Consider the following 10938-nt stretch of genomic DNA (forward strand, 5'->3'; position numbering starts at 1 on the left):
ATGTTTAAGTTTAAAATATCGGCAATATTTTTATTGCTATCTCCTGCTTATGCCCAAGATTTGAGTCTAGACGCTGCAAAAAGAATCAATAGTAATGCTAAAGCTTCAATCACAAATGCTGCAGATAATGATGACCTACTGCAGCAAATCGCCACGTTAGGTAAGCTACCGGAACAACAAAGTGTGTCAGGTGATGAGCATAGTAATCTTCAAGAGGGTGAGAATAGCAAGTTAGTGAACAAATCACTACGTTCCTCTAGCCAAAGTGATGATCTCGTGTCGGATGCCTTTAGCTTTGCAACTTTAGGCAGGGTTGATGCGCGTACAGGGACATATGATTTTAACTATGTCGTCGGACAAACAATTGATGATACTTCTTTGAATCAATCGTTTCAGTTACGCTTGCATTATCGTCAAGGTAACAAATTGGATAGCGGCTTTGGTATAGGCTGGTCGCTTGGTCTGTCTTTTTATGATCAAAATACACAGACTTTGACTTTGGCAGGTGGTTTCTCGCAACGCATAGAATATCCATCTAACAAGCCGCAATACTATAAGTTGAAAGATATTAAAATTCTGCCATTATCAGGTGATGACTTGTTTAAAGTGGTCTTTAAAGATGGATCGTATGAGATTATCGGTAGCAATGGGCGGATTAAGGCATCCTTCGGTGTAGATGGTAAAAAAACCTCGTTTTACTACAACGGTGGCAAGCTTGTGCAAGTGCAAACAGGTAAAAATAATATTTTCATAAGCTATGAAAAAAATCGAGTAACTATTATCAGCCGATCTAATCATGGCGTTGAGCGCAAGGTTGTGATTAATAAGACGCAAGATTATTTAGAGGATATTACGTATCAAGCCGAGCAGGATTATAAAACGCAATTTTTCTATGATAATAAAGGCTTTATTGAGAAAGTGATTGCACCAACAGGTGCTGCTGAAGAAATCACGTATCAGCGGTTATTGCGCCCACAAGGTAGTGGTGAGGTCTATGCTGTGGATGTACATAAGGTCTTACCAGGGTATGGTCAACCAACCATGCAAACACGTTATCAATTTGGTGATCAAAATTCTGGTAATTTAAATAATTACACAGGCTATCCAACAGCAAGTTATGTGCAAGGTAAAGACAGTTTAGCGGAAATGAATGGGAAATTTAATTACTCAGTTAAAGTAATTACTGATAGTGCATCTACTGTATACACTTATAATAAATTCCATTTACTGGAAAATTCAGAGACCTTTGATAGTAAAGGAAATTTATTAACTAAAGAAGAAAAGAAGTATAATTTTTCACCTTATGCCACTTTTGATCAATTGCCAAATAACTACCAATACCCGATTAGTGAGTCAACGAGCTACTACAATTTAAAGGATAATCGCGCTAATTTGCAGACTAAGTCTTCGCGTCTACCATTAACGGTTACCAGTAAGTACGATGACTATGGTAATTTGTTAGAAACAACAGATGCCTATGGGATAAAAAAAGAGATTATCTATTGCGAAAGTAATAGTAATTCAGGCGGATGTGTTGCTGATCCAAATGGCTTTAAACAATATATTTCTAAAGAAATTATTTACCCACAACAGGGTAGTCATGAGTATCCACAAGTCAAGAGCTACCAGTATAAACACTTAAGTGATCAGCGTAATTTAATTGTTGCCGATGTTGTGCGATCAGGTTATCTCAAAGAGGGTAACATCAACTATATTTCAGAAAAAACATTTGAATATAATGATGATATCAATTCTGACTTTTTTGGAATGTTGCGCGCTGAAAAAACTAAGGATTTAACACATAATTTAAGTAGTCAACTCAAAGAGATCAACAAAACTTATGCCTATGCTAAAGAATCTAACGGGCAACTGAAGCAAACGAGCACTCTGGTGAGTAAATCGACTGAAGGAGCTGATCAATCAGTCAGTTCAAAGCGTATATTAGATGGCTATACTGGGCAGACATTGCGAGCTGAAGATGGTGTGGGTAATAAGGTTGAGATGAGCTACGACTTATTAGGGCGCTTAACAAAACAAGTTATTGCAAAAGGCACAGAGTATGAGGCGAGTACGACGAACCAGTATGTATATTATAGCAAAAACACTGAATTAGCCTTCATAACAACGGATGCCAAGGGCTTTCAGATGAAAGTGCAGATGGATGGTTTAGGGCGTGAAATTGCTAAATATAAACAAAAAGTTGATGCTAATGGCCATTTGATTACTGGTCAGTTTGTCCAATTATCAAAGATAAGCTATAACGCGCAAGGACAAGTGGCTGAAGTGATTGCTTATGACACAGATGTTTCAGGTAATATTATCGAGCATAAAGTGAGTTATGTTTATGATGCTTTAGGTCGAAATATCACAACAATCAATCCTGACGGCAGTCAAGCGCATGTGCTGTATGATGATGTCAATAATAGTAAACGTCAGTGGCTGGAAAAAGGTAATCAAAAATCGCGTATGACTGAAACGATATTTGATAAGGTGAACAATCCTATCATTGAACGCGTTATCAGTGCTGATGACAGTAAGGTTTTAAGCGAAGTACGTTATTTTTATGATGGATTTGGTCGTTTAATTGAATCTGAAGATATAAGTGGCAATCGTACCGTGACACATTATAACGAGATAGGTGAAGCTGATTTTGTCACTCTGCCAACGGGTGATCAAACACATAAAAGCTATGATATGCTTGGCAATCTCATTGAAATTGGTGTCAAGCCCAAAGATCAAGCTAAAAAAGTGTTGGGTAAACGTTACTTTGATGATCGTGGTTTGTTGCTTTGGGAAGAGAATACCGAGGGTGTTAAAGAGACGTATCAATATGACAAAACGGGCAATCTAATCAAAATGACCAATCGTTATGGGTATGTTGTTGAGACTGAAATTGATCGTGTATTGCAATTACCAGTGAAAAGCTATCTGACGGGAGATAGTGATTATGATGTGTTTTATGATTATGATAAAGTCACAGGACAGCTGCTCACACTGACGGATAATACTGGTGTCAAAAGCTATACATACACAGCCGAAGGTCGTCTGCAAAAAGAGACGTATAAGCCCAAAAATCAAAATGAGGTAACGGCAGAGTATAGCTATAGTCGTGCTGGAAATGTTTTAAGTTTTAAAGACTATGTTGGTAATGTGAGTCAATATCACTATGATAATATGGGCAAAGTGATTGCGGTAGACTATAAATACGCAAGCGAAGCATCTTTTATCAAAGACTATATGACGTATCACTATGATGATCTGGGGCGTTTACAGAAAAAGACGATTGATGGTCTCACAACAATGTTTAGTTATGATGATAAGGTCAATAAAACAGGCTTTTTAATTTCTCAGATAGATAAGCTTTCTGCAAATGACACAACATCTATCAACACCCTTGAGTATGAGTTCACAACCATTAAGCGCAATATTGATGGTCAAACCTATGAGTTTTACACGGGCAATATCGCTAAGAAAACACGGGTAGATGAAGCCAATCAAAAGTCAATTGAAGGTTATTTTTATGATCTGATGAATAATCTTGCTGACTATCAATGTTTGGGTAGCTTATGTCCCAAAGATCAGCTAGGCAATACGGTATTAAGAGAAGAATATACTTTTGATGCATTTAATAATATCAGCAAGGTTAAGCAAACTTATGTTGATAAAAATACCTTAGTCAATGGTGTTAATACAACGACGTATATCTATGATCAACATAACCCCGCTAAATTAGAGAAATACACCAATAGTCAAAGCCTATATGGCAATAGCCAAACGATTAAATATGATATTGCAGGCAGTATTATTAGTGATGAGCAAGGCAATAGCTTAGCTTATGATAAATTGGGACGGATGACATCCTTTACGGCAAAAGGCGCTAGATCAGGAGAGGAAATTCGCTATGGTTATAATGCTCAGGGCGAGCAGATTTGGCAAAAGGTGCCTAATCAGGAAGTGCTATCTCTCTACTATATTGGTGGCGTATTGAGTCACGAGTCACAATATGGTCAATGGCTTAGCTATCTCTCTGGTAATAGTATGCATGGGCGTATTAAGCAAGACAGTGCTAAAGCGATTACGGATATACGTTATTACATTTATGACTATGCTGGTAGTGTGCTGTATGACATCGAAAAAAGTAATAACAAACTGAGCGTAGTAAGCCAGAAAATTTATACGCCTTATGGTATTGCCAGTGATTTAATGTCAATAAATAGCAGTGGCACAGAGGTGTTAATAGATCAATTTGCCATTGGTTATAATGGGCAACGTACTGAGGCGGTGACAGGATATCAGCACTTGGGTAATGGCTATCGCGCATATAACCCCATGCTTAAGCGCTTTATGGCATATGATAATATGTCACCTTTTGATAAAGGCGGTATTAATGGCTATATTTATCCCAATAATCCCATTGCCTATGCTGATCCAATAGGACATTTTTGGGGTTGGATTGCAGGAGCCATTGGAGCCATTGTTGGTGCCATTGTTGGTGCGGTGACAGGTGTTATTCAAGGGGCAATTACCGGTGACTATAATGGCGTGTGGAAAAATGCCATCTCTGGTGCAGCTGCGGGCTTTGTCGCAGGGGCGATGACAGATCCGACAAGTATGTCAGCAGCAGCTGTTGTTGGGGTTGCAGCATTATCAACGCTAGCAGGTAGTGCGGCAGGTTTTGCTGTGGATCTTGCCTCAGGAAGTAGTATTAAAGATGCGGCAATAACCGCAGGTATTGGGTTTGCCGTAGGTATGGTAACTTTTGGTGTTATGAAAGGGGCTGGAGCTGCAGTAGGTCGCGCTGCTGAAACGTCAGCAGGTAAGGCTATTGGTAGTGCGGTAGGGCGCGTGACTCGTCCAATCACGCAGGCGGTAAGTAACTTTAGATCATCTGTAATTAAGGCGCTGACACCAAAACGCATGTGCTTTGCTGCAGGCACCTTGGTATTAACCAGTATTAGTGAGTCAGGTGAGAGGTCATATAAAGAGATTCAAGAAATTGAGTTAGGTGACCAAGTGGTGACAGCTATTGATTCGGATATTGATGTTAATATTAATGCACCAGTTATTGAATGGTCTGGTTATAGTGAACCTTCCCAAGTGGATCAGTCTGATAATGAATATAACGATAATGTTGTGATGTTATCAGCAGAGACTGAGATAGAGGAAGCGGCTTAATGAGAAAGTATTTTATATCGATGCTATTTTTGACGCTACCTTTAGTGTCATCGGCGCATAATTATGATGCTACTGATATTAATCCTACATCATGGAAGCAAGTGGAACTTAAATATTCAGATATTATTGATGGCAAAGCGTATCCCGCAGAAATCAAGTTATTACGCCCTATTCAATGGCTTGAAGAAAATGGTATTGATCAAGTGGGCAAAAGAGCCGTTTTTTCATTACCTGAGTTTGGCATTGATCAGGTGGAGGTAACGGTTACTGATATAACGGATACCAGCGTAGACACAAAAGATATTGATTGGCACATGGGAAAAACAAAAACAGTAATAGGCACATTTAAGCGCTATGCACAGGATATGGCAACTTATGCCTTTAAAGATGAAAATGGTAATGTTGAAAAAATTAATGCAACACCGAATCATCCATTCTATGTGATTAATAAACAGGCTTATATTGCAATTGATGATATTACGACAAATGATAATTTAATTAGTCAATCAGGAGAAATTTTGCAATTGATTTGTAGTGAAGAGCAAATATCAAGTTGTGGCAGATCCTACTATAAAGGTGATAAGCCAATTATTGTATATAATTTTGAAGTGCAGTTAGATCATGTTTACTATGTTGGGAAAAATAAAGTACTTGTGCATAACATTTGTAATCCTGAATACGAGTTTTTAGGTTATCATGGAACTAATTTAAAAAATGCTCAAAGCATTGTAGAATCAGGTCCCTCTATTCAAAGAATTGGTTCTTCAGCAGGGACAGATGGTGGTGACGGTTTTTATATAGCGAAAGATTATAGATTATCCAATGACTTTGCAGAAAATGCTTCACATAAAATGACAACTAAGATGACAAAGTTCGGACCAGAAGATACTGCTGTAAGAAGAGATGATGATGAGGGTAAGGCTGTTGTGCTCAAGATTTACGGGAAAAGAACTCAAACATATGATTTTAATGTTATGAATCAAAGCCATTCATGGCAGAATAAAACTTTTAGTTCTCATTTTAGCCCTGTTGATTTACAAATGGTTGTTAAGCCTAATCAATTTCAATATATTAAAGCCGAAATATATGCACCTTCAAATAGCAAACATCAGTTGCCGCTTTGGCGACCTCATGAATCACCTTTCTAGCAACGGGCAGTTTTAGTGGTAAAAACGAGCGTTATTTTGTGCTTTATCAATATTAAACTGAAAACTCCCCAAAAATTTAAAAGCGTGTACGATACGCCCGAAGCAATGATATAAGAAGAGGAATCACAAGGATGTCGCACACTACTTTGTTGCATCTTAAATAGAGAAACGTCAAGTTATACGGCTTATACTCCAAGTGGTTATGCCGCATGTGTGCGCAACTTAAATTAATTTATCAGATTGATAGACTCAATCGCTTAGTGTAAATAGGAAATTATCATGTATTACTACCCTAAATTATTTTGCAGCTTTTTGCTGTTTGGACTGTTGATCTCGCGCTTAAGTTTGGCAGCATCTGCTCAAGTCACAAATTATGATTTGATATCAATTACACCTAAAACTTGTCAGCAAGTGACACTTAATTATATAGATCAGATTGATGGACAATCCTATCCAGCAGAAATAAAGTTACTACGTCCCATCAAATGGCTTGAAGAAAATGATATTGATCAAGTGGAGAAAAGATCGATTTTTTCATTACCAGAGTTTGGTATTGATCAAGTAGAAGTAACAGTTACTGATATAACGGATACCAAAGTAGTTACAAAAGGTACTGATTGGCATAAAGAAAAAGCAAAAACAGTGATTGGTACATTTAAGCGTTATGCACAAGATGTTCGAACCTATACTTTTATAGATGAAAATGGTAATGTTGAAAAAATTAATGCAACACCGAATCATCCATTCTATGTGATTAATAAACAGACTTATATTGCAATTGATGATATTACTACAAATGATAATTTAATTAGTCAATCGGGAAATATTGTAAAATTGATTTGTGAAAAAGACCAAATGGTTAGTTGTGGGGAGCATATTAATAAGGATGGTAGACCTGTTGTTGTATATAATTTGGAGGTTTACATGAAGCATGTTTACTATGTAAGCAAAAGTGATGTGTTAGTGCATAACCCATGTCTATCTGCTAGTGGACGTTCTTTTGACGTTGATGCACACAATGGATTATTTGGTGGTCAAGGACTTAATGTCCTGAGAAGCTCTACGGTTCCAGAGCAGATGTATAAAGAGCCTTATTATGATATGTTTCATGGTAGTGGAGTCGAAAATGAAACCTTTGGGCCAATAACGGCAGATGACCCAAATGCCTATGGTGAAATTAATTACAAAATGGTAATGCTGAGAGCTGGTAGAGTCATATCTCAACATCCTAGCATAGATTGTATAGTATTGATTTCATGTTATGCTGCGAAGATAGCTTTACCTCAAACATTAGCTGATGGATTTCATATACCGGTATATGCTTCAACGGAGGCAGTTTATGCGGCTAGGGATCCGCTCTATCCAGATTTACTAGCACTCGGTGATAAGACAGTTGGATGGCGTAAATTTATGCCAGGGGCTACTTCTTCGCAACCTATAGGTCAGCAGCCAAGTCTTATTACACGTATACGTGACGCTTTGCCAAATTAAGCTAGTTTAATCTGCCCTTTCTAAATTTGATGGGGACGTTATAGGCGCTACACAGATAAAGATCGTCGTCGCACCCTAATAAACCCACTTCAGTTTCAGCCAAGTAAACTATGATTAACTTAGATTGGATTCATATTATAAATTTAATGAGTAAACTTGAATGGTGGCATGTTCACATTAGTTCAATTTATAAAATGGAGGTAATATAATTGCTTGTTCGAAAGGTTATACCTTTTTCTCTTTTACTGTTTAGTGCTACTATACATAGTCAACCAATTAGACCGGAGTACGTTTATAGAGTAGATGTGAGATCACCAGATGAAATAATTGAGTCTGGAGGTTTTCATGCTAGTGGGAGCAATAGAAATATTATACAGCACTTAGGGAGGGAAGATGGTCAAAATTCTGCTTTTATAGCTACAACGGGGACATGGGATAGAGTCGAGAATATTGCAAGGGCTTTGGTTAGGTTTAATCATGAATACCAAGGCAGACCCCTTTATGTATATACTGTTCGCCCAGATAACCATTTTTGGAGTGCCTATGAGACGCTTCAATATATTGCTGAGACAGCAGAAACTAATGTCGCATTTCAAGCAATAAATTTAGTTACTGTTGCTATGGCTCAGGATGAGTGGTTTGCAACTGATATTCCTATAAGGCAAGTTGCTTATGCAAATCAAATAAATGTTAATTTAACCGGAAGAGTTGATGTGTTGGGCGAGAGGATTAATATAGATCAATATCGCCCGATTAATGCTCAAGCCAATGTTGCTCCTTATACTAATGGGACTAATAGCGCTTTAAATACGTTTAGATTTCTTAGGGACAATGCTCGTAGAGGTTTAATGGTTCCTTTGCTGTATTGTGTGGGTAAGGGATCAACCAAGTCTATCACTGAAAACTGTAATAAGTTGGATATTGTGGATTTAAACCCTGATGAACTCATAGGAAAAAGTTCACTTTATATTGACTCATACAACGAGAATGCATCTGTGAGAGTTATTCTTGGATCAGAGTTATAGAGCATTGCGCTTTATATTTTAACATATTTTAATAAGAGGTTTATATGAAAAATAATTTTAAGTTTATGTTGTTATCAATTTTTTTTCTTTTTGCCCACAACTCTTTTGCATCAGGTTGGGATATAACTGAAGTATATATTACTCGTGTCGAAGTTAATTCAATGGATATTGATGGGCATATCAAGGTTTATTATTCTAAAGATCCACATGAAAAGACAGGTGTTGCCATTAATTCTGATAATCGCATTGATGATGCATGGGGAAAAGCCATTTTAACAGCAGCGCTAACTGCTTTTACCACAAAAACGAAAGTAAACTTTTATAGATATTCATCAGGGAGATTTAAATCTATTCAGCTATTAAATTATTAATTTAACTAATAAGTTTTGGAGAGGTGTACCGATGAAAACTAAAATTTCACTGTGTTTTTAGCCTAAATTTGTTTGATCTGTAGGAGAAATGATTTGTTGTGGTCAGCCTTATATTGATAAAGCATTAAAACAAAATATATTTGCAGACTCACATGTTTATGGTTGGGATGAAGCATATATCAGAGCGCCTATTGATTTTTAGTAGGATTTCCGTTATGGCACAGTTAGCAGTTTTTAATATTCCTGCACCACAAACCCATTAACTGAGTGTGTAGTGCGATCAAAGGAAACACCAATTTGGTAGATCGGCAAATTAAGATGTACGAATTTTTGTGCATAGTTCTTTTCAATAATCTGTGCGAGTGCTTCTGGGCTTAAGTCTTTGCCGTCAGCGACTTTAAATTCAAATAAGATCACTTTCTTCTGTGGCATATGTATTGACATATCAATGCGACCTTGTGAGGTTGTATCTTCAAGTGTCACTTTGTAACCTAAAGCCATAAAATAGCTATAGACAATAGCGCAGTAATAAGCTTCATAGTCGTGTATCGGCGCATTGCTGTAAAAATGATAAGGAATGGTATTAAAAAAGCTCTGAATAGCTAATTCAAAGTGTTGCCAGTCATCACTTATTAATCCTTTGTTCAACTGTACCTGATTGCTATTAGCATCCTCTGTTGCCGTACCAATTGTCGCCAGATGTCGGTTGAGTGAGGTTTTGACTTCAAAGTTTGGATAACCTAGGCGATACCAAAGCTCTTCGCCGTAGTGAAAGGCTTCTTTAATTGTTAAGTAGCCAGCTTGTAACATGAGTGCGGGGATCGGGATGTTATTAACATCAATAGAATTAATAAAATCCAAATTTGCTTCATAGTTTTCAAGGGTTGGCACAATCTCACGACGAGCAGCAATGAGCTTTACTAGGAAGCTAGGTGTGCCTGTTTCAAACCAGTAATTTTTATATTGTTGCCCATTGCTTAGGAAAAGGAGAATATCAAAAGGATTGTAGACCTTTTGTGCTTCAGTGCCTGCGAAGTTGTAGCCGTTATACCACGCTTTAAGCTTAGCAAGATCGGTATTGTGTAGATCATCACGAAAGCTATCTTCAAGCTCAGCTTGTGTATAGCCGCAAATATCGGCATATTTATGGTGAAGTGAGATATCCTCAAGATTATTTAAACCACTGAATAAACTGACCTTTGAAAACTTGGAAACACCTGTTAAAAAGACAAATCGCAAATGTGCATCATTGTCTTTGATGGTGCTATAGACGCCTTTGAGTATTTCACGATTACGTATGGCTTTTTCTGGTTGATCAATGACATCCAAAATAGGTTTGTCATATTCGTCAATTAGTAGCACAACACGTTGTTGGCATTTCTCAGAGAGCGCTTTAATCAGCGCATCAAACTGTAGATTTAGGGTAAGTGGTGGCAGTTCAACATGATGGTGTTTTGCGGTGTTATGTAGTGTTTGCTTAATGATTTGTAATAACGTTTCTTCAGCATTGACTGATTGTGAACTACCAAAGCTTAAATGAATGATAGGGTGTTTGTTTTGCCAGTCCCATTTGTCTTCAATATAAAGTCCGTTAAACAATGTAGGACTTACGCATTGATGGATGGCATGAATTTTGGTAGTAGCGATTCCATCGATGGTGCGAACTCAGTCACAAACTTAGCAATGACACTTTTAAATAACTCTCTGGATAACTCATAGCAGTTTTTC

The 10938-nt window shown here is 37.4% G+C and carries 6 protein-coding genes; 5 read left to right on the forward strand and 1 reads right to left on the reverse strand.

Going from position 1 to position 10938, the window contains the following annotated elements:
• From DNJ75_RS06500 to DNJ75_RS06520, 5 genes are all read left to right on the forward strand, one after another.
• A complete protein-coding gene (locus tag DNJ75_RS06500; protein ID WP_117002443.1) occupies positions 1–5175 on the forward strand; it encodes an RHS repeat-associated core domain-containing protein in 5175 nt (1724 codons plus the stop codon).
• Positions 5175–6323: a polymorphic toxin-type HINT domain-containing protein gene (locus tag DNJ75_RS06505; RefSeq protein ID WP_117002445.1), complete on the forward strand. Its 1149-nt coding sequence runs from the start codon at positions 5175–5177 to the stop codon at positions 6321–6323. Before DNJ75_RS06500 ends, DNJ75_RS06505 begins: the two co-directional genes overlap by 1 nt.
• A gap of 279 nt (positions 6324–6602) precedes the next feature.
• Complete coding sequence (locus tag DNJ75_RS06510; RefSeq protein ID WP_117002448.1) at positions 6603–7814, forward strand: polymorphic toxin-type HINT domain-containing protein; 1212 nt, start codon at positions 6603–6605, stop codon at positions 7812–7814.
• 209 nt (positions 7815–8023) lie between these two features.
• Positions 8024–8839, forward strand: a complete 816-nt coding sequence (locus tag DNJ75_RS06515; RefSeq protein ID WP_117002450.1) for a hypothetical protein — start codon at positions 8024–8026, stop codon at positions 8837–8839.
• A gap of 44 nt (positions 8840–8883) precedes the next feature.
• Positions 8884–9210: a hypothetical protein gene (locus DNJ75_RS06520; RefSeq protein WP_117002452.1), complete on the forward strand. Its 327-nt coding sequence runs from the start codon at positions 8884–8886 to the stop codon at positions 9208–9210.
• 234 nt (positions 9211–9444) lie between these two features.
• Here the strand turns inward: DNJ75_RS06520 and DNJ75_RS06525 are convergent, their stop codons facing one another.
• The gene (locus DNJ75_RS06525) at positions 9445–10809 is read right to left on the reverse strand and encodes an AAA family ATPase (protein WP_117002454.1); all 1365 of its coding nucleotides are present in this window, start codon (positions 10807–10809) and stop codon (positions 9445–9447) included.
• Positions 10810–10938: the final 129 nt, after the last annotated feature.

Origin of the sequence: Cysteiniphilum litorale, assembly GCF_003428165.1 — a bacterium.
GTDB classification, from domain to species: domain Bacteria; phylum Pseudomonadota; class Gammaproteobacteria; order Francisellales; family Francisellaceae; genus Caedibacter; species Caedibacter litoralis.